Below are 18,718 nucleotides of genomic sequence, written 5' to 3'. Positions count from 1 at the left end.
TGCGAACACTACCCAACGACAGCCTGGGAAATCGCTGGTAACGCATACGACACGCCGGTCCGACACGCCGATCCGTCAGGCCCCGGTCCCCTTTGACCCATTACGGGCAGTTACTACCGTCCGCAACTTGCACCCGGAACGGCCGACCGGACGACCCCGGCTCAGCCGGCGAAGTCCTCCGGACGGACCTGGTCGAGGAACTCGCGGAACTTCTCCACCTCGTCCTCCTGCTCGTCCGGGATGACGATCGCGGCCTCCGTGAGCACCTGGTCGGCGCAGCGGATCGGCGCACCCACCCGCAGCGCGAGCGCGATCGAGTCGCTCGGCCGCGCGGAGACCCGCACCCCGTCGCCCAGGATCAGCTCGGCGTAGAAGATGTTGTCCCGCATCTCGACGATCTCCACCGCCCGCAGCGGTGTCTTGAGGGCGGCGAGGATGTCCCGCAGCAGATCGTGGGTCAACGGCCGCGTGGGCTTGACCCCCTGCTGCTCATAGGCGATCGCGGTCGCCTCCACCGCCCCGATCCAGATCGGGAGGTAGCGGTCGCCGTCGACCTCCTTGAGCAACACGATCGGCTGATTACTGGGCAGCTCAACCCGAACCCCAACCACGTTCAGCTCGCGCACTGCCCGCCTCCGTGTCCCCTGAGCATCTCCCTGCACGGTACACGCAGTGACCCGCCATCGGGCCACTCGCGAGGCCGCTCAGGCGTGCCGCGTGATGATCTCCACCCGATTCCGCCACGGTTGGTAACCACTCGGACCGAACCCCCGACCGGTCAGCGACCGAGCGTGTCGGACAACCCGATGCGGACCAGCGCCGCGTGCAGCCGCTGGGTCAGCGCCGACAGCTCCCGCACGTTTTCCGCCGCGCGGGCCCGGGTGGCGGAGTTGCTGCTGCGCGCCAGCGGCGCCACGAGCTGCGCGAACAGGCCGACCTCCCGATCGGCCGCGGTCCGGTAGGCACGCAGGTGACGCGCCGTGACGCCGAACTCCGCCAGTGCGCCCGCCACGGTCACCACGTCGATCGCGTCGGCCGAGTACCAGCCGCCGTCGGCGGCCACGATGCCGTGGCGTTCGAGGTCGGTGAGAACGTCCTCGCCGACGCCGGTGCGCTCCAGCAGCTCCGCGCGGCGCACCCGCGGTGGCGTCTCCGGCGCCGGCGACACCGGAGCGATCTCCTCCGCCGGAACGGCCACCAGCGGCGGCCGCGGCGACGGCGCACCGGCCGGTGCCTCACCCCGGTCCATCGCGGCCAGCTGCTCACGGATCACGCGCAGCGGCAGGTAGTGGTCCCGCTGCGCCGACAGCACGTAGCGCAGCCGGTGCACCTCGGCCCACGTGTACTTCCGGTAGCCCGACGGGGTGCGCCGCGGCTCGACCAGCCCCTCGGCCTCCAGGAAGCGCAGCTTCGAGATGGAGACGTCCGGGAACTCCACGCGCAGGTGCCCCAACACCTCGCCGATGCTCATCAGCGGGTCGGCGGAATCCTCCTGCTGCCCACGACCGGCGCGGGCGGCGGGAACGACGCCCGCGTCATCCGGGTCGGCGGCGCCCCAGCGCCGGGCGACCGAACCGTTCGAACCGGTCATCGCTCCCCCAACGCCGCGCCGCCTCCGCCCTCGTCAGGCCAGTGTCTCCCGTAGGAGCAACCGCTACCGCTCGTCCGGCCGGGGTCCCGCCAGGAACACCAACCGGAACTTTCCGATCTGGACCTCGTCGCCGTTGGTGAGCGTGGCCGACTCGACCCGCTCCCGGTTGACGTAGGTGCCGTTGAGGCTTCCCACATCGCGCACCGTGAAAACACCCGATTCGCGATGGAACTCCGCGTGGCGTCGGGAAACGGTCACGTCGTCCAGGAAGATGTCGCTGTCGGGGTGGCGGCCGCTCGTCGTCACGTCATGGTCGAGCAGGAACCGGGCGCCGGCGTTGGGGCCGCGCCGCACCGCGAGCAGCGCCGTCCCCGGCGGCAGCGAGCCGGAGACCCGGCTGGCGCTCACATCCGGCAAATCCTGTTCGACGGCGTCGTCCAACGCGCCAAGGTTGAGCGTGGACGTGACGTCGAGTGGGGGAAACTCGTCGTCCTGGCGCGTCATCGGATCACCTCACGGATTACAAAGTCGGGCAAAGTCATTGGTGTTTCGTGTTACCTCGGGTGGCGCATCGAGCCGCTCTGACCTCGCCTCGGGGCCGAACCATCCGTCCCACGGTTCGACTGAGCGAGCCTAGTCACGCCCGGATTTAAGGGTCAACCGGACGCGCGGGCAACGATCACGGAAAACTCGGCGCCATGCGCAAGACTGGCTTGTTCACTACTGGCGGACACCCCGGCCGGCGGCCGCCTCGACTTGTGGGTACTACTTCTCGGTGAGGTCGCGGTACGCCGCCGCGTCCAGCAGAGCGCTCACCGCGGCGGCGTCACTGGGCCGGATCTCCACCAACCAGCCCTCGCCGTACGGGTCGCTGTTGAGCAGCTCGGGCGTGGCGTTGAGCGCGTCGTTGCGGGCGACGACCTCACCCGACACCGGCGCGTAGATCTCCGACACGCTCTTGGTCGACTCGACCTCGCCCAGGGACTCGCCCGCGGTGACCTGCGTGCCCGGCTCGGGCAACTGGACGTACACGACGTCCCCCAGCGAGTCCTGCGCGAAGTCGGTGATACCCACCCGCACGGGCTCGGTCCCAGCGGCGTCCGACACCCACTCGTGCTCGGCCGTGTAACGCAGGTTTTCCGGGATGGTCACCGCTGTCCTCTCAGGTCGGTCAGGTCACATCTCATCACGTGCGGGGCACCGCGCGTGGCCTCGGACCGCAAATCGCCGCGTCACGCGGGACGGGCGTACCGAAGCGGCCCGTCGTTGTGCAACGCGGTGATCCGGACGATCTCCGGCTGGCGCATGGTCACGTTACCGCCGCGTTGTCGCACGTCGTCCACCACCCCACCCGGAATCGTCAACGCCGTCTGCATCGTGGGCGGGTCGCCGATCGCCAGGATCCGGTACGGGCCGCTCAGCACCAGCCCGTCGACGTCGATCGAATCGCCCGAGTCCACGAAGTAGGAACCGGCGACGATGCGCACCGCCGGTCCCGACGCGCCCACGATCTGCATCGCCTCGGCGCCGGCGCCGCGCAGTTCCTCCACGGCGTCGAGGATCGAGGTGGCCTTGATCTTGTCGTCGCGGGCCGCGAACGTCACCTCGATCCCGGGCCCCTCGGCGGGGAGCGTGCCGGCCAGGATGCCCAGCACCTCGGCGCGCCGCTTCGCCTCCGCGAGGGCCGCCTCCCGGCCCTGGGCGCCCGACTCGAGCTGACGCTTGGAGTCCTCCAGCTCCGCCAGTTCGCGGCGCAGGCGCTCGGCGCGGGCGTCCAGGTCGGACAGGATGCGGATGAGGTCCTCGGGGCGCATGGCCGACAGTTCGGTGTCCTGGTTGTTGCTGCGCACCTGGGCCACCAGCGTGAAGCCGAGCAGGGCCAGAAGGACACCGATCATCGCGCCGGCGGTGGAGATCCGACGCTTGCGCCGCGTCTCCCGTTCCCCCGGATCCGTGGGAACGTCACGCGGCAGGGCGACGGTCTCCTCGGCCTCGACCGGCTCCTTGCTCTCCTCGCTCATGCGCGGAACAGGTGCCGACGGATGGCCGCGACGTTGCCGAAGATCCGCACGCCGAGGACGACCACGACGCCGGTCGACAGCTGCCCGCCCACGCCCAACTGGTCCCCCAGATAGACGATGAACGCCGCCACGAGCACGTTGGACACGAACGACACCACGAACTGCTTGTCGTCGAAGATGCCGTCCAACTTCGCCCGGATGCCGCCGAAGAGCGCGTCCAGGGCGGCCACCACCGCGATCGGCAGGTACGGCTGGAGCAGCACCGGCACCGTGGGCGGGAACAGCAGTCCCAGCACCACCCCGGCGGCCAACGCGAGTACGGCGGCCATCATCTCCCTCCCGAGGGTGACGTAGACGGCGACACCGGAGCCGAGGGGGACGGCTGCGGCGGCGGGGTAGCGTATCGCAGCCCCGGGTCGGCACCGGCCGGCAGCACCAGCCCCTCCCGCGCCCGGACCTCGAACTGCATCCCGTACAGGCTGGCGAAACGCTGGAACTTCCTGCCGGTCGCCGACGAGGACATCTTCTTGTCCAGGTCGTCCGGTCCGATGGCCGACACCTCGTAGGGGGGTGTGACCGGCCGGAAGTCGACCAGGATGGCGCCGCCGGCCGAACGGATCGTGGACGTGGCGGTCAGCCGCTGTCCGTTGATCGCGATGGCCTCGGCGTGCAGCTGCCACAGGGCGTTGACGATCTCCTGGAGGTCGCGGTCGAGCACCCGCCCCGGGTCCTCCTCCGCCGTCTGGCCGGTCACCGGGTCGCGTTTGGCGGCGGCCGGCGAAAGCTTCACCATCGCCCCGTCGCCGGTCATCCTCGTGAGGCCGGCCCGGGCCTCGAGGTCGCGCAGCCGGGCCAGCTCCGGGTCGGCGGCCAGCGCCTCGTCGCGGCGGCGGTTGACGTCGCCGCGCAGGCGTTCGGCGTCCTTGGCCAGCCCGTCCGCCTCGGCGCGCCGGTCGGCGACCTCCTTGGCCAGGTCGTCGCGGGCCTGGGTGGTCTGCGGCTCGCTCGCCACCACCTGTTGATAGGCGACCACGAGGAGGAACCCGACCAGCACCAGCGCGACCGTGCGGACCGCCCGGCCGCCGCGCCGGGCCCAGGCGGGTGGCTCGCCGCGTTCGGCCCGGCGGCGGGCGGCGGCCTCGTAGCCCGGGTCGAGCGGGTTGCGGAACAGGTCGGCGAGCAGGTCGATCGAGACGGAGGGTCGCGGGCGGGCGGGCTTGGCGTCGGGCTGCTCGTCCCCGGCCGTGTCGGTCGCCCGCTCGAAGTGCTTCGCGGCGGCCGGGTGCTCCGCCGGGTCCGCGGCGGCCGGGTGCTCCGCCGGATCCGCGGCCGCCAGGTGCTCCGCCGGGCCCGCGGCCTGCGATACGGGGGCGTCGTGCGCCCGGCTCACGGCCTGCTCGGCGGGCGCATCGTCCGCGGCCTTCTCGCCGGTCCGGTCACCGGCCTGATCGGCGGGCGGGTGCCCGGGCTCTTCCGCGTGCGGCCACGGCCGGACCGGCTCGACGTCGGCCACGTTGTCGGCCGGGGAAGAATCGGCCGGGGAGGGGTCGGCCGCTGGGGCTTCCGGGCGCGGCAGCGGGCGGGTGGCTTGCGGATCGTCCTGCGGATCGGACGCCGCCGGCGGCTCGTCCGGGCGGGGCAGCGCGACGGTGGTCTCCGGGTCCGGCGGCGGGGACGCGTCCGGGCGCGGCAGCGGGCGCGTGACCTCCGCATCGTCCGGCGGCGGGCTGCTCACGTCGCCACCTCACGTTTCCTGGCCAGGTCCACCACCTGGAAGAGGTAGAACGCGGCGGCCACCCAGTACAGGACGATGCCCCACCAGGCGAGCGACCATCCCGCGGCGTGCGACACGTCCCAGGTGGCCGGTACCGCGTCGGCGAGCAGCAGCAGCGGGAACGCCGCCAGCAGCAGGAACGTCGCCGTCTTGCCCACGTAGTGCACCCGGAACGGCTGGTAGCCCAACGAACGCAGCGCCGCCAGCCCGACACCGACGGTGACCTCCCGCACGAGCAGCGCGCCGGTGAACCACCATGGCAGCACCCCCCGCACCGTGAACGCCACCACCGTCGCGGCGATGTACAGCCGGTCGGCGAACGGGTCCAGCAGCTCACCGAGCCGGCTGACCTGCTTCATCCGGCGGGCCAACCAGCCGTCGATCCAGTCCGTGGTGCCGCCGACCATGAGCACACCGACGGCGGCGACCGGGGCGTCGGCGACGAAGAAGAGGTACAGGAAGATCGGCACGCCCAGCAGCCGGGCGAAGCTCACGCAATTGGCGAGGGTGAAGATCCGGTCACGGACGGGAACGGCGTTGGTCTGCGTTGGCTCCACGTGTGCCGCTCCCCTGGCCCCGACATGCGCGGAAAGCCTAACAAATCCGTGTGCGCGGGCTCAGACCGGCGGGTCGGTCCAGTCGTCGTTCTGCTTGTCGAGCACGATCGCGCCGCACTCCTCGTCCGCCATCCGGCCCTCCAGGTGCCGGGGTGCCGGTTCGCTCAGTTCGAAGACCATGTCGACCCAGGTCCAGCCGCTGGGCCGGGTGATCCAGCGTTCGCCGGCGAGCATGACGGTCGTCGCCGAACGGACGCCGACCATCACGGTCTCCCCAGAGGGGACGCCCGGGTTGTCCGGCACGGCGTAGAACTTGGACGTCGCCCGGAACCTGCCGTTGACCACCGGCGTGATCACGATCGTGATGCCGGTGCGGCCCTGGCGGCAGCGGTACGAGCCGACCCAGGTGCCGGCGAGCGCGCGGTCGAGGTCGGGCCCGCGACTCGTCGGGACGGCGCTCGGGGCGGGAGCGGACGAGGCCGTCTCCGGGGTGAAGCTCGGCGGCGGGGGCGCCACCGCCGTGCCGGCGGCCCTCGGCTCCGGCTCGCGCACCACCACGTAGGTGAGCGCGAGCGCCAGGACGAGGCCGGCCACCAGGGCGCCGACCATGGTCCACCAGAACGGGGGCCGGCCGGTGTCGAGGAAGCCGCTGTTCATCGGGAACGGACTCTACGGCCTCAGATGCCCGCCGCGTGCGCCGCCGCCGTTCCGCCGACGACCGGCAGCACGATCCGGCTCGAACGCAGTTGCAGCGAGATGTTCGCCCGGGTCTGGTCGGCCTGGCTGGAGTACTGCGGGTAGCTGCCCACCACGATGACGCCGATCCGGTGCCCGGGTGCGAACACGTAGTCCTCCGGCAGCAGCGGGAAGCTGTAGTTGGCCAGCTCGCCGGGCGTCAGCGGCACCGCGACCCGGATCGACTGCCTGTTCTGGGCGTCCATGATGCCCTTGGTCACCACCTCCACGTCCGAGGTGGCCACCCGCTTCTGCGTCTGCCGGTAGCAGGGGTCGTCGGTGGCGCTGCCCAGCCCCCAGCAGTCCTCTGTGGACAGCGTGACGATGCCCTCGCCGGAGGCGCGGTGGTTGACCCGTTCGGCCGTTCCGTAGTCGACCAGAATCACGCCGAAGTTGGTGTCGGTCTTGTCGGCCGAGGCGCGCAGCTTCAGTTCGGGGGTGCCGGAGATGTGCAACGGGGCGGTCAGCGGGGCGGAGAGGAACGCCAGCCGGTTGGGCTGCACCGCGTCCGGGTTGCCGATCATCGTGGCCTGCGACTGCGTCGGGCTGTCCTGGAAGCCGGCCGTCGCGTTGGCCGCCGCGGGCACCAGTCCGACCCGGCCGGTGGGCTGGAGGAAGACCTCGGTGCCGGTGCTGCCCGGAACGGGCCAGTCGGCGTGCGTCTCCCACACGTCGGCGGCGCGTTCGAGGTCGACGCGGGGCTCGTCCATGATGCCGTTCGGGACGCCGTGCAGCCAGAAGTCGAACCAGCGGTGCAGCGTGCGCACCCACACCGCGCGCCGCGAGTCGAACGGGTCGACGTGCCCCTCCTGGGACAGCCACAGCTTGCGCGGCACGTTGTTCTCCGCGAGGGCGTACCAGTACTTGCTGAAGTGGTCGGCGCGCACGTTGTCGTCGTTGACGCCGTGGTACAGCAGCACGCTCGCGCGCTGGTTCGGCACCTTCTTGACGTAGCTGCGCTCGTTCCAGAAGGCGGTGTAGTCGCCGGTCTCGTCGCCGTCGGCGGCACCCAGCGCGTCGCGCACCGGTGCGCAGTAGTCGCGCCGGTCCGGGTTGGTGACGACGTTCGCCAGGTACGAGACGTAGCTGTTGCCGCGCGTCACGACGCCGTTGCTGCGCACGTAGTCGTAGTACTCGGTGGGCCCGCTGATCGGGACGATCGTGGTCAGCCCCTCGACGCCGGTGACGGCGGTGGCCATCGCCAGGGAACCGTCGTACGACTTGCCGATCATCCCCGTCCTGCCGTTGTGCCAGTCGGCCGTCACGACCTCGCCGGCGGCGTTGCGGGCCGTGGCGCGGCCGTTGAGCCAGTTGATCGCCTGCTTGGCGGAGAGGTTGTCCTGGTTGGCGTTCGTGGTCGGGCAGCCGGTGGAGTTGTTGGTGCCGACCATGTCCAGCAGGATCACCGCGTAGCCGCGCGGCACGAAGTAGTTGTCGTAGAAGAGCGGCCACCTGTCGAGCAGCCCGTCGCCGTCGACGTCCGCCTTGCACTCGGAGTCGTTGCCCCGGCACAGCGTGGAGTAGTACGGGCTGGCGTCCATCACCACGGGCACCTTGAGGCCCTGCTCGGTGGCGCGCGGGCGCATCACGTCGAACGCGATGATGTCGCGCAGCCCGTCGCTGTCGCTGTCGAACGTCGACTCGACGAAGAGGCGTTCGCGGACGGCGTCGGCGTAGCCGAAGACGGGCTGCGTCACCCCGTCGGCGACGACGATCTCCGGCACTGTCCCGGCGGCCGCCGCCCCCTGGGAGAAGGCGGCTACGGCGATCAGCGGGACGAGTGCGGTCCACAGGCTCCTGGCGCGCATGCGCGGACATTAGGGTGCCGGCGCTCGCGCTGGATACGTTCAAATGTAGGAATCAGTTCAGGTGTAGGAATCGAGGGTGCGTTCCAGCTCGGCGATCTGGGCCGGGCTCAGCTCGTCCCGCCACGCCTCGCGCCGGCCCTGCTCGAAGCGGTAGCGGGCGAAGCCGCGTTCGAACGCCGGCGTCCACTCCAGGCCGAGGAACTCCAGCATCCGCGCCGTCTCCTTGCGCGGTTCGGCGATCAGGTCCTCGTAGCGCACGTCCAGCCAGCTGCCCTCCGGCGCGGCGGCGCGGGCGGCGGTCGCGGCGTCGGTGAGCATCCGCCAGCCGAGGCCGGCCAGCACGACGAAGGAGCGGCCGGACTCCTCCCACTCCCGCCGCAGGTCCGCCGGCAGCGGGCCGTAGATCCAGGCGTCCGGGCCGCGCCACCCGTCCCACCAACCCATGCGTAGCCACGACGCGGCCACCGCGCGCCCGTCGCGGACGACGTTCACCACCTTCATCCGAGGGAACGCCGTACGCAGCCAACCCGTCCTCGGCCACCCCGTGACGTGCTGGAGGAGCAGGTCGCAGCGCTGGGCCCGGAGCCGATCGTCCACAAAGGACCGGAGGCGGGCCGCGGCGTGCGGGGTCAGGTCGGCGGCCAGCAGGTCCCGGCAGGGCCGGCCGTAGCCGGCGCACACGTGCCGCTCCAGCAGGGCGTAGGCCTCGGACGGGGCGACCCGCAGGCGGCCGCGTTCGAGGAGGCGGCGGCTGTGCGACAGCGACGTCATGCCGGACGGGCGGGGCGCCGAACGGCGGTAGAGCGCGCCGTTCCACCGGCCGGTGAGGTTGAGGCGGGGAAGCTTGTCGTCCAGGCCGGACACGAAGCCGGTGGACGGGTGGCGGCAGAGCAGTTCCTGCACGAGGCTGGAGCCGCAGCGCCCGGTGCCGATGACGGCGGCGAGGCTCATCGGCGCCGCACCCGGTAGCCGAACGGCCCGAGCGCGGCCGCGCACACGGCGGTGACCAGCGCGAACGACCGCCTCGACAGGCCGTCGCGCCACTCGTCGTCGACGCGCACGGCCACCGGTCCGGTGCGGTGCCGGGCGGGGTTGCCCGCGACCGTGTGCGTGACCGCGAGATCGATCACCCCCGGTGCCGTGAACGGCAGCGGCCCCGTCGGCAGCCCCGCGAACGTCGCGACGCGCCGCACCGTCCCGCCCGGGTCGGCGCACAGCTCCTCGTAGCGCACCCGCAGGTAGGCGTCGCCGCGCCAGAACAGCCGCGCGGCGACGTTCCAACAGAGCCAGAGCGCGGCGGAACGCAGCGGTGACGGCCGGTCCATCCGGGTCGGGTCGGACGCGCCGTCGAGTCCGCGCCGGCGCCCCCACGAGAACGCCGCCGCGCGCGGGTCGCGCACCAGGTGGAGCACCTTCAGCTCGATGCCGGGCAGCGCGCCGAGCAGTGCCCCGTACGGCGGGAGCTTCGAGGAGTCGATCACCACGTCGGCGCCGGTGCGCGCCGCGACGGCGGTGTAGAGGGCGGCGAGGGCGGCGTCGTCCGGGTGCGGCGGCACGGGCGGGCGACCGGTGACGCGCCGCCACAGGAACAGCGGCAACCGACGCAGCCGCAGTCTCAGCCGCAGCCGCTCCCCGAACGCCGCCGCGACGGCCGCGTCGGGTGGCGCGGCGGGTGAGGCGACCCCGGCGGGCGCGGCGGACACCGCGGTCGCGGCAGACACAGCGGGCGGGGCGGTCAGGATGTCCGTCCACACGGGACAGTCGGGGACCGGGGTGCCGCAGCCGCACGGGCGGCCGTCGGCGAGGCCGCGCTGCCAGACGTAGCGCACCTCGCCGGCCGCGAACGCCCCGCGCAGCTGCCCCAGCATCGCCGCCACCAGCGTCGATCCGCTGCGGCCGGTCCCGGCCACGTACAGCACCCGCACGGGCGCACCTCCCCCCGTCACCGGCGTGCCCCGGCGTGGCGCACCTCGGCGTACACGGCGTCCAGGCGGGCCAGGTGCGCGTCGGGCGTGAAGTCCCGCGCGACCAGGTCGCGGCCGGCACGGCCCAGTGCCAGCGCCCGGTCCGGGTCGCGGAGCAGCCCGCCGAGCGCGGCGGCCAGCGCGTCCGGGTCCGCGGGCGGCACGATCGCGCCGTCGACGCCGTCGCGGACCAGTTCGGGCAGGCCGCCGAGGGACGTCGCCACGACCGGCACCCCGCAGGCGAACGCCTCCAGCACCGCCAGCGGCGCGTTTTCGTGCCAGCGCGACGGGACCGCCGCGACCGCCGCCGTCCGGATCAGCGCGTGCAGGTCGGCCCGGGCGAGGCGGCCGTGGAAGCGGACCCGGCCGGGCGCCACCTCCCCGGCGAGCGCCTGCAGCTCGGCGCGGGAGGGGCCCTCGCCGGCGATGTCGAGCGTGCCGCCGTCGAGCCGGCCGACCGCCTCGATCAGCGTGTCGACGCCCTTCTCCGGCGACAGCCGCCCGGCGTAGACGACCCCGCCGCCCGGCCGCTCCTTGCCCGGGCCGGGCTCGACGAACAGCGGCAGCACCCGCAGCCGTTCGGGGAAGACGCCGGCGCGGCGCATCACGTCGGCGAGGAACCGGCTGGGCGCCAGGAACGCCGCCACCGGCCCGTACGCCGCCAGCGCGCGGTGCAGCCAGGACTCGCCGGCCAGCAGGGCGCTCTGCCCGAGGGAGCCGTCCTTGCACCGGCGGCGGGCGGCCTGCCAGGGACCGCCGGTGACGCACGCGTCGCAGATCCGGCCGCCGGCCAGCAGGCGGTAGTTGGGGCAGGCGAGCTTGTAGTCGTGCAGGGTCAGCACGGCCGGCACGCCGGCGGCCCGCGCCGCGCGCAGCACCGACGGCGACAGCTGGTGGTAGATGTTGTGCAGGTGCACCACGTCCGGCCGGAACTGCGCCAGCGTCCGCGCCAGCCCGCGCCGGCTGCGCGGCGACCAGACCATCCGGCCGGCGACGGCGGCGCGGCGGAGCACCCCGCGCGGCGCGGGGTCCAGCTCGACCCGCGGCGGGAAGTGGGCGGCGAATCGCTGCGGAGCGTCGTTGAGCGGGTGCGCCATGCCGAAGAAACCCACCTCGTCGCCCCGGGCACGCTGCGCCGCGGCGACGTCCAGCAGGTATCCCTCGGCGCCGCCGCGCCGATAGAGGAACTTGTTGACGTGCAGGATCCGCATCAGTGCCACACCGTACATCGACGGGCGTGCAAAGATCTGAACCGTGACCGCGCTGTTGTACACCACCCGCCGCATCGGGCGGCATGTGCGCTGGTTGCGTACCCAGGGGTGGCGCCGGCTGGTCGAGGAGGACCGCCTCGATCCGGTCGAACGTCTCCGCGAGGCGGCCGCCCGGCACCGCTGGCGGCGGGCGCACGGGGTGGCACCCGGGCAGGCCGTTCCGGTGTACGTCGTGGGGCTGCAGCGTTCCGGCACCAACATGCTGCTGCGCGGGTTCGCGGCCGACCCGAGTGTGGAGGTGCGCGGCGAGAACGACCGGCGCGTGTTCCACCGGTTCCGGCTGCGTTCCGCGGAGGCGCTGGTGTCGACCGTGCTGGCCAGCCGGCACCGGTTCGTGGTGGTGAAGCCACTGTGCGACACGCACCGCGTGGACGAACTGCTGGCCCTCGCGGGCCCCGTGCCGGGGCGGGCGGTGTGGCTGTGGCGCGACGTCGACGACCGGGCGCGTTCGGAGGTGGCGAAGTTCGGGACGTCCAATGTGGACGCCCTGCGGGCGGTGGCCGCCGGCACGATCGGGGACGGGTGGCAGGGGCAGCGCCTCTCGCCGACCGCGCGGGAACTGGTCGGGACGTTCGACTACGACGCCATGACGCCGCACACGGGTGCCGCGCTCTTCTGGTACCTGCGCAACTCGCTCCTCTTCGAGCTGGGGCTGGACGCCCGGCCGGACGTGCACCTGCTCTCCTACGACGCGCTGGTCGCCGATCCGGCCGGGTCGATGCGGGCGTTGTGCGAATTCCTGGGCATGCCCGTCCACAATGGACACTTCGCGCACATCGCGGCGCGGACGCCGGTGCGCCGGCCGCTGGAGATCGACCCGCGCGTGCGCGAACTGTGCGACGCGCTGACCGCGCGGCTCGCCGACGGGGCCCGGCATGGCTGAGGCGCCCATCTTCCTGGTCGGCTGCCACCGTTCGGGCACGACGCTGCTGCGCCTGGTGCTGGACTCGCACTCCCGGATCAGCTGCGGCCCGGAGACCCGCTTCCTGCCCGACCTGCAGCGCCTCGTGGGCCGCGACTGGGAACGGCTGTCCCGGTTCGGGTTCCCGCGCGAGGACTGGCTGGGGCGCATCCGCGCGTTCTTCGGGGGAATCCACCAGGACTACGCGCAGGGGCGGGGCAAGGCGCGCTGGGCGGACAAGACGCCGCTCTACACGATGTCGCTGCCGTTCGTGCTCGAGGTGTTCCCGGACGCGCAGATCGTGCACCTGATCCGGGACGGGCGGGACGTGGTGGTGTCGCACCGGCTGCGCTTCGGCTACCGTTCGGCGGTCAAGGCGACGGTCAAGTGGGGGCGCTACATCCGCACGGCGCGGGCGTTCGGGGCCACGCTGCCCGCCGGGCGCTACCACGAGGTGCGCTACGAGGAGGCCGTGGCGGAGCCGGAGAAGACGATGCGGGCGCTGTTCGAGTTCCTCGGCGAGGCGTGGGAGCCGGCCGTCCTGTCCTATGTGGACCGGCCGCACGACGTCGCCGACAAGTACACCGACGAGGCCACCCGGCGGCGGGCCGACGCGGGCACCGACAGCCCGATCTACGCCTCCCGGGTCGGCACGCACAAGCGTGGGCTGGATCCGCTGCTGCGGTGTCTCATGTGGACGTTCGGGCGCGGGACGCTGCGGGAGTTGGGGTACCGGTGAGACGGGCAGTGACGCTCCTGCTGGTTGCACTTCTCGCGGGGTGCACCGCCACGCCGCCGGCGCCGAAGCCGTCCGCCGGCCCGCCCGCTCCCCCGGCGCCGCCGCCGGCCGGCGGGCAGCAGCCGTTCGGGGCGCACTGGGATCCCAACCGGCACCAGCAGTTCGAGCCGTACCTGCGGAGCATCTCCGGGTCGGCCACGTACCACGAGCTCACCTGGTGCGAGGTCGAGAAGGAGAAGGGCCGGCCGGACTGGAGCGACGTCGACCGCGTCGCCGAACGCACCCGGGCCCTCGGCATCACGCTCAACCTGAAGATCCGCGTCGGGATGTGCTGGGCGACCGACGGCACCGCGGAGCACGTTCGCGGGCAGGCGGGCAAGACCGAGTCGGCGATGCCGCGCGACCTGGCGGCCTACGCGTCCTTCGTGGACGGTGTGGTGCGCCGCTACGCGGCTTACGGCGTTCCCACGTATGCGGTGGAGAACGAGGTGAACTCGCAGAGCTACTGGTCCGGCAGCGCCGCCGACTACGAACGCCTCGTCACCACCGCGGCGCGGGCGATCCGGGCGGCCGATCCGAAGGCGAAGGTGGCGGACTCCGGGATCAGCAGCGTGGGATACGGCTTCGGGGTCGTCGACCGGTTGCTGCGCGACGGCAAGGAGGCCGACGCGGTGGCGGCGTACCGGGCGTACTTCGCCCGCCGGATCGGCACGCGCGGCCAGCAGATCCCGGACGCCTCCGACGCCGCGCGGCTGCGCACCGCGCTCGCCACCGACGCCGACCGGCGGCACGTGGAGTTCCTCGCCGTGACGGAGAAGTTGCTGGCCGACAAGGTCGTGGACGTGCGGCAGGTGCACTACTACGAACCGTTCGACGGGGTGCCGGCGCTGCTGGACTACCTGCGGGCGCGCACCCCGCAGGGCACGCCGGTGCAGGCGTGGGAGGTCGGGCAGTTCTGGCGCGACGGCGAGGGCGACGACGTCCGGCGTTCCCAGGAGATGGTGAAGACGGTCGCCCAGCTCGTGGCCGGCGGCCTCGGCCCGGTGATGTGGCTGCCGCTGGCCTACAACCCGGACAACAAGCAGGGCAGCGAGGTCCGCTACGGCCTGCTGGACCCGGACGGGAAGACGCGGCTCGCCGGGACGGTCTTCGCCGCGCTGGCTTCGGAGGCGCGCGGGGCCTCGGTGGAAGTGGTGTCCGGCAAGGGATTGACGGGAGTGGCGTTCCGGAAGGGCGGCGCGAGCGCGCTCGTGGTGTGGGCCTCCGGCGGCCCGGTGAAGGTGCCGGCGGCGGACGGGCTGACGGCGGCGGTCCTCGGGAGTGGGGAGCCGAAGGCCGGGGCGGTGGAGGTGGGTGAGGCGCCGGTGCTGATCCGCACGCCGCGCGCGCCGGCCGAGGTCCTCGCGACGGTCCGCGGCTGAGCGGCTGTCGCCGCGGCCCGGCTTCGCCACCGAGTGCGGAGCACCTTCAGCACACCCGGACGACCGCCGCACCGGGCACGATCGCGTCCCATTCGCGCTGCGTGATCCCCGCGAGTTGTCGACAGAGCGCCTCGCGCGGGCTCCGGTACAGCTGCCAATCCCAGGCGGCGATGTGGGAATCGAACGTGAACAGGGTGTTCCCGTCGGACGAGAAAGTCAGCTGCGGCTCGTAGTCACGCGGGGTGATCGAGTTCGCCTGCACGATGACGATCGGCGCTCCGAGCGGCCTGACGGCACGCACATCCCACAGCTGAACACGAGACGATCCGTTCGCCGATCGGTGGGCCACTGCGATAACCTCCTCGTCCGGGCTGAAGGCGACGTCGCTGACGCTCCCGGAGTGGCGCAACGGCCCCGACCGTAAGCGCCCCGTGACCGCCTCCCACACATATACACCGGGGTCGCCGCTAGCGATTCCGCCGGCATTGAACGACACCGCTACAAGCCTTCCGGACGGGCTGAACTCAACCGTTCTGACGTATCCGTCATGCGGCCCGAGCCGGACGCTCGTCGCGCCACGCGGCTCGTGCCGCCAGGACACGATTGATGAGGCTTGGTCCACCACTACCGCGAAAGACCTGCCGTCCGGGCTGATGATCGTATAACCACGACTGTCTCCTGCAGGCATTCGCGGACCATTAGCGGTTGGCGATCGTCCGTCCCAGACCTGCAGCCATTCACCATCGGGAGATGTCGTGACCACCTTCAACTCCCCACCATGGGTGAATCGCATGTTCATCACCGGCCCTGGGGTGGCAAACGGTCCGGACATCACGCGGCCGTTACCAGCGTCCCAGTAGAGGACAGCTCCCCCCTCCTGCGTGGAGTACGCCGTCGCCATAATTGTGGAGTCACCGTTGAACGCGATCCCATCAACGAAACCCGGAAGATGCATCGCTCCGGTTAACGCACGTCCACTGGTCGTGTCGAACAGACGCACGTCGTAGGTCGACCCAGCGCCACTGGTGGCCACCGCAATCTTCGCGACGTCCGAACTCACGGCCCAATAGCCTTGCTCTGGCAGCGTGACGGCGAAGCCGTACGGGCGGCCGCTCTCCGGGTTCCAGAGCCGGACGGATCTGTCGGCGCCACCGGAGATGAGCATTCGGCCGTCGCCGCTGTACGCGAGTGACCGCGTTCCGCCGGCGTGCCCCGGTGGCGCCGCGGCGAGCGCGGTCGCGTCGGAGCCCTTGAGCAGCCGTATCGACGCCCCACCGTCGATCATCCGGCCTGCAGCGACCGCTATCTGCGTGCCGTCGGGACTGAACCTGACCACGCCTGTAGCCTCGGGCTGAGGGCGTAGCGGGCTTGCGGGTCTGTTCGTCTTGATGTTCCACAGCTGAATGTCGCCCGGCTCGCCGGCCGCTCCCTGGACCACGGCTAGGGTTGTGGAATCCGGACTCAGGTCGATGTCGACGATCTCCCTTGTCGTTCTGATTTCGGCCGGCAGTGCGCTTCCGCTGGTGAGGTCCCACGTCCGGATGACGCCATGCCCGTCAACATTGCCGGCGGTCAACAGCTTGCCTGCCGACAGAAACCGGATCGCGACGACCGGACCCCCGTGTTCCAACCGCGTGCGTACCTGCTCGCCGGTCCTCGAATCCCACAGACGGACCATCCGATCGTCACTTGCACTGGCCAACAGGGTGCCGTCCGGGCTGAAGGCCACGGCGCCGACCCGCTCCTGGTGGCCGCCCATCGGAGGGCTGATCATCTTCCCGGTGGCCACGTCCCAGACGCGTGCGGTCCAATCGTTGAAGTCTCCGCCGGTCGCCAACCACTTGCCGTCCGGGCTGAACGCCATCGAGACCACGGGACTCGCATGGCCAACGACGGGACGGCCCACCTGCTCGCCGGTTTCGGGCTTCCACAGACGGATCGTCCCGTCCTCGGCACCGGAAGCGAGGAGACGACCGTCCAGACTCGCGGCCACGGAACGCACACCGACCGGGTGGCTGAGGTTGAAGTGATACTCCGCAAGCAGGGAACTGGCCGCTTCGCGGGCCTCGTCGGTCTCGGCCACGGCGAGAGAGGCAGCCGCGAACTTCATCGACTGGTAGCGGTCGGAACCGCTGAACTGGCGGCTTTGCCCGGCCAATTGCCGGGACTCAGCCAACCTCCGCTGGTAGTCGGCGTGGTCCGCGCTGCGGTCAGCACGTTCGGCATTCTCCCGGGCAACCACCGCAGCAACCGCGCTGGCGGCAAAGAGTGCGACCAGAACCGCCGCCACGCATAGAACGAGTTTCCGCCGCCGACGTTCGCGTTTGACGCCTGCGCCCAAGAACTCCACCGAGGCGGGTGGCGCCTCAAGACCCGCTGCCGAATCCGCTGTCCACCGTTCGACGGCGTCCCGGAACACTACGAGTCGTTCACCGCCGTAGAGGTATGACCGATTGTGCCCGCTCCTCACCCACTCGTCGGTGTCCTCGACGAGGGTTCGCTGAAGGACCTGGTCGGTCAGCTGCGGTTGTAGCCAGTCGCGTAGCAGCGACCAGGACCGCAGAAGTTCCTCGTGGGCGATCTCGACGCGGTCGTCGTCCAAGGTGATCAATCGCTGCGCCGCGAAGGCCTCGAGTACTCCGCGAACGTCGCTACCCACGAGCTGCGTCAGGGTACGGCGGGAGGCCGACCGGCGGGTGAGTTTGCCATCAGCCGCGACCACGAGATGCAGGAACAGGCGCCGCGCGGCTTCCCGCTGCGAATCGTCGAGGCCCTCGAACGCGGCCTCGGCACAGGAATGGACGACACCCGCCACTCCTCCCGCGCGGTAGTAGTCCTCGACCATGAGCACGTCGCCCGACATTCCCTGCCACGTGACGAACATGGCCTGCGAAAGCAGGGGAAGCGCACCGTTGTCGAAGCCGACCTTCCTGGTCTGCTCGCGAAGATCCTCGAGGATCACATCGCAGAGTTCTCTCGACACGGCGACACCGGCTTCGGTTGTCGGCCCGACGATCGCTTCGCGCAGTTCCGACTCGTTCATCGGACCGACTACGAACGGCCCAGACTCGATAGCATCACGCAGGAACGGAACGGCCGTGATTTGATCGAGAAAGTCACTGCGCACGCCCAGGACGACCAATGCTCCCGGGCTGCCGTCCGACGATACAGGCTCCGCCGCGATTGCCCGCAAAGCCTCCAGAAAGCAATCCTTCTGCGAATCGTCCTCGACGAGTGTGAACAACTCCTCGAACTGGTCGACCACCAATGTCACGCGTGGCGAGGATCCGGAACCGCAGTCATGATCCGAACGACTGAGCGCTTGACCGATCAGGAGGTGCGCTCGATGGGGTGCGGCGGTGAGCGCATCGAGCGTGGAAATCGGATCGGCGCCCGCGAGCGTCGCGAGTTTCGTGGCAAGTGTGGTGAGCGGGGTGGCTGTCGGGGTGATCGCGAGCCGGAGCCATCGCTCGGATCCCGGGACATCAGCGCCCGTCGCAAGGGCAGCCATCAGGCCGGCTCGCAGCAACGACGACTTGCCTGCGCCGGACGGGCCGACCGCCACCAGTGGTCCCCGTTCGGCCAACTGGTGGCGAATACGCTCGATGAGCCGGTCGGTCAGACGTCGACGGCCGTAAAAGACCGGGGAATGTCGTTCCTCGAACTGCCGTAGGCCGAGATACGGGCACCCGTCCCAGCGCGCCGTTTCGACTTCAAGGGCGTCATGTTCGGATCCCGGTCGGCCATACCGCACGATCTGGATGTTGTTGTCACCGATCTGTACCACGTCCGCGCGGATCGAAGCCGCACGCCTTTTACCCTGACCGATCTCCGTTTCGGACATCATGCTCCACGATTCGCGGGCGTGCCCGCCCTGAGATCAAGTTGGCGCCGGGGCAAGACCTCGGCCCCGGAACACGGCGCAGCTTAATCAGG

General features: G+C 71.3%; 17 protein-coding genes. 3 read left to right on the top strand and 14 right to left on the bottom strand.

Features of this window, described 5'->3' with window-relative positions; all coding sequences use genetic code 11:
• Nucleotides 1–161: 161 nt before the first annotated feature.
• The 13 genes from Val02_RS05435 to Val02_RS05375 all read right to left on the bottom strand — a co-directional run bounded on the left by Val02_RS05435 (nucleotide 162) and on the right by Val02_RS05375 (nucleotide 11,661).
• Nucleotides 162–626, bottom strand: coding sequence for a bifunctional nuclease family protein (locus tag Val02_RS05435; protein WP_203897768.1), 465 nt, complete (start codon nucleotides 624–626; stop codon nucleotides 162–164).
• Between the two features lie 152 nt (nucleotides 627–778).
• Nucleotides 779–1,471: a transcriptional regulator FtsR gene (gene ftsR, locus Val02_RS05430; protein ID WP_203897986.1), complete on the bottom strand. Its 693-nt coding sequence runs from the start codon at nucleotides 1,469–1,471 to the stop codon at nucleotides 779–781.
• Nucleotides 1,472–1,654: 183 nt separating this feature from the next.
• Nucleotides 1,655–2,095: an oxoglutarate dehydrogenase inhibitor Odhl gene (odhI, locus tag Val02_RS05425; protein ID WP_203897767.1), complete on the bottom strand. Its 441-nt coding sequence runs from the start codon at nucleotides 2,093–2,095 to the stop codon at nucleotides 1,655–1,657.
• Nucleotides 2,096–2,356: 261 nt separating this feature from the next.
• Nucleotides 2,357–2,743 carry a glycine cleavage system protein GcvH gene (gene gcvH, locus Val02_RS05420; protein WP_203897766.1) on the bottom strand — a complete coding sequence of 129 codons (387 nt, stop codon included), beginning with the start codon at nucleotides 2,741–2,743 and terminating at the stop codon, nucleotides 2,357–2,359.
• Between the two features lie 80 nt (nucleotides 2,744–2,823).
• Nucleotides 2,824–3,612 (bottom strand): DUF881 domain-containing protein, encoded by a 789-nt coding sequence (locus Val02_RS05415; protein ID WP_203897765.1) that lies wholly within the window; start codon nucleotides 3,610–3,612, stop codon nucleotides 2,824–2,826.
• Nucleotides 3,609–3,941, bottom strand: coding sequence for a small basic family protein (locus tag Val02_RS05410; protein WP_203897985.1), 333 nt, complete (start codon nucleotides 3,939–3,941; stop codon nucleotides 3,609–3,611). The genes Val02_RS05415 and Val02_RS05410 overlap by 4 nt, the downstream gene beginning before the upstream one ends.
• Complete coding sequence (locus Val02_RS48620) at nucleotides 3,941–4,801, bottom strand: DUF881 domain-containing protein (protein WP_373317859.1); 861 nt, start codon at nucleotides 4,799–4,801, stop codon at nucleotides 3,941–3,943. The genes Val02_RS05410 and Val02_RS48620 overlap by 1 nt, the downstream gene beginning before the upstream one ends.
• Nucleotides 4,802–5,343: 542 nt before the next feature.
• Nucleotides 5,344–5,943: a CDP-alcohol phosphatidyltransferase family protein gene (locus Val02_RS05400; protein WP_203897764.1), complete on the bottom strand. Its 600-nt coding sequence runs from the start codon at nucleotides 5,941–5,943 to the stop codon at nucleotides 5,344–5,346.
• A gap of 60 nt (nucleotides 5,944–6,003) precedes the next feature.
• Entirely contained in the window at nucleotides 6,004–6,600 is a 597-nt protein-coding gene (locus tag Val02_RS05395) for a hypothetical protein (protein ID WP_203897763.1), read from the bottom strand.
• 20 nt (nucleotides 6,601–6,620) lie between these two features.
• Complete coding sequence (locus tag Val02_RS05390; RefSeq protein WP_203897762.1) at nucleotides 6,621–8,486, bottom strand: CocE/NonD family hydrolase; 1,866 nt, start codon at nucleotides 8,484–8,486, stop codon at nucleotides 6,621–6,623.
• 57 nt (nucleotides 8,487–8,543) lie between these two features.
• Nucleotides 8,544–9,437 (bottom strand): sulfotransferase family protein, encoded by an 894-nt coding sequence (locus tag Val02_RS05385; protein ID WP_203897761.1) that lies wholly within the window; start codon nucleotides 9,435–9,437, stop codon nucleotides 8,544–8,546.
• On the bottom strand, nucleotides 9,434–10,411 hold the full coding sequence (locus tag Val02_RS05380) for a sulfotransferase (RefSeq protein ID WP_203897760.1): 978 nt from the start codon (nucleotides 10,409–10,411) through the stop codon (nucleotides 9,434–9,436). Before Val02_RS05380 ends, Val02_RS05385 begins: the two co-directional genes overlap by 4 nt.
• 17 nt (nucleotides 10,412–10,428) lie before the next feature.
• Entirely contained in the window at nucleotides 10,429–11,661 is a 1,233-nt protein-coding gene (locus Val02_RS05375) for a glycosyltransferase (RefSeq protein WP_203897759.1), read from the bottom strand.
• A 43-nt stretch (nucleotides 11,662–11,704) separates the two neighbouring features.
• Between Val02_RS05375 and Val02_RS05370 the strand changes: the two genes are divergently transcribed.
• Genes Val02_RS05370 through Val02_RS05360 form a run of 3 tightly spaced genes read left to right on the top strand, consistent with a single transcriptional unit; the run spans nucleotide 11,705 to nucleotide 14,782 of the window.
• Nucleotides 11,705–12,604, top strand: a complete 900-nt coding sequence (locus tag Val02_RS05370; RefSeq protein WP_203897758.1) for a sulfotransferase domain-containing protein — start codon at nucleotides 11,705–11,707, stop codon at nucleotides 12,602–12,604.
• Nucleotides 12,597–13,361, top strand: coding sequence for a sulfotransferase family protein (locus Val02_RS05365; protein ID WP_203897757.1), 765 nt, complete (start codon nucleotides 12,597–12,599; stop codon nucleotides 13,359–13,361). Before Val02_RS05370 ends, Val02_RS05365 begins: the two co-directional genes overlap by 8 nt.
• The gene (locus Val02_RS05360) at nucleotides 13,358–14,782 is read left to right on the top strand and encodes a hypothetical protein (RefSeq protein ID WP_203897756.1); all 1,425 of its coding nucleotides are present in this window, start codon (nucleotides 13,358–13,360) and stop codon (nucleotides 14,780–14,782) included. Before Val02_RS05365 ends, Val02_RS05360 begins: the two co-directional genes overlap by 4 nt.
• Nucleotides 14,783–14,828: 46 nt before the next feature.
• Here Val02_RS05360 and Val02_RS05355 read toward each other — a convergent pair whose 3' ends face one another.
• Complete coding sequence (locus tag Val02_RS05355) at nucleotides 14,829–18,629, bottom strand: nSTAND1 domain-containing NTPase (protein ID WP_203897755.1); 3,801 nt, start codon at nucleotides 18,627–18,629, stop codon at nucleotides 14,829–14,831.
• Nucleotides 18,630–18,718 lie beyond the last annotated feature (89 nt).

The sequence above is a fragment of the Virgisporangium aliadipatigenens genome (assembly GCF_016863615.1).
Taxonomy (GTDB): domain Bacteria; phylum Actinomycetota; class Actinomycetes; order Mycobacteriales; family Micromonosporaceae; genus Virgisporangium; species Virgisporangium aliadipatigenens.
Note: the sequence above shows the minus strand (reverse complement) of the source record. Positions and strands in the feature narration are given on the sequence as shown.